The organism is Pauljensenia sp. OF14-1SRA (assembly GCF_027694595.1).
GTDB lineage: Bacteria > Actinomycetota > Actinomycetes > Actinomycetales > Actinomycetaceae > Pauljensenia > Pauljensenia turicensis_B.
In genome coordinates this window covers 1-779 of the sequence record NZ_JAQEVQ010000035.1, presented here as the reverse complement: position 1 = coordinate 779, position 779 = coordinate 1, and the positions used below count along the sequence as shown (strand labels likewise).

General features: G+C 47.5%; 2 protein-coding genes. Both read left to right on the top strand.

Features of this window, described 5'->3' with window-relative positions; translation table 11 throughout:
• A partial coding sequence (locus PG731_RS09275; RefSeq protein ID WP_270773483.1) for an ABC-three component system protein occupies positions 1 to 558 on the top strand: 558 nt, incomplete at its 5' end.
• Positions 551 to 769 carry an ABC-three component system middle component 7 gene (locus PG731_RS09270; RefSeq protein WP_270773416.1) on the top strand — a complete coding sequence of 73 codons (219 nt, stop codon included), beginning with the start codon at positions 551 to 553 and terminating at the stop codon, positions 767 to 769. The genes PG731_RS09275 and PG731_RS09270, both read left to right, overlap by 8 nt.
• Positions 770 to 779: the final 10 nt, after the last annotated feature.

The window sequence follows — 779 nt, the reverse complement described above, 5'->3', positions numbered from 1 at the left end:
TTCGCAGTGTTATGCACCGAGCATGGCGAAAAATACCAGCTGGCTCACACGAAAAAAGAAGAACAACAGCTACGAGCTAACCTTGCACGTCTTCTTGCTAAACATCGCCTTGCCGACAATGTCGTGCCTTTGGGGCTTGAACCAGAAATCAGCCTGCTGTTGGACGCGGTTTCCAACATTCCTTACGAGCAACGCATACCAGATCCCAAATTCAACGCAGTCAACCTTGAGCAGAAAATTCACGATGCTGATCTGCTTTCCCAAGCAACTGATGCTGTATCCGTCTACAAGCCTTTTATCGTCACTCAGCTGAAATCTAAAGAAGCGAGAGAACAGCTCAAGTTCACTCGACTGTGCAATCAAGTTCAAGGGGCGTGGCTGACCTTCGAAAGCTCGGGGTTGGATCAGCCCGGGCAGTTCAGGCAACTATGCGATTGGATGAACAATCACACGGGAAGCGGCATTTACGTGTGTGGCATTCTCATCAGCTACTTCATCCATATTTGTGAGGTATTCCGCCCAGATGTAGACGTGGAGGCAGACTATGCGATTGCCTAACAAGCTCTACACTTTCGACGAATCAACCCTCGCCAACTTTCCGCGAATCCTGAATCACTTAGATAATCCGATGCGCCTCATTGATTTACATTTTGATTTAGTGAAACAGGTAGGCGGGACGGCTGAACTTATAGAAGCACTCACACTATTGCTCGCATTGAGAAAAATAACGATTGATGTTGAAAACGGGGTGATTGCGCTTGCTGATTAACGTATGGTCT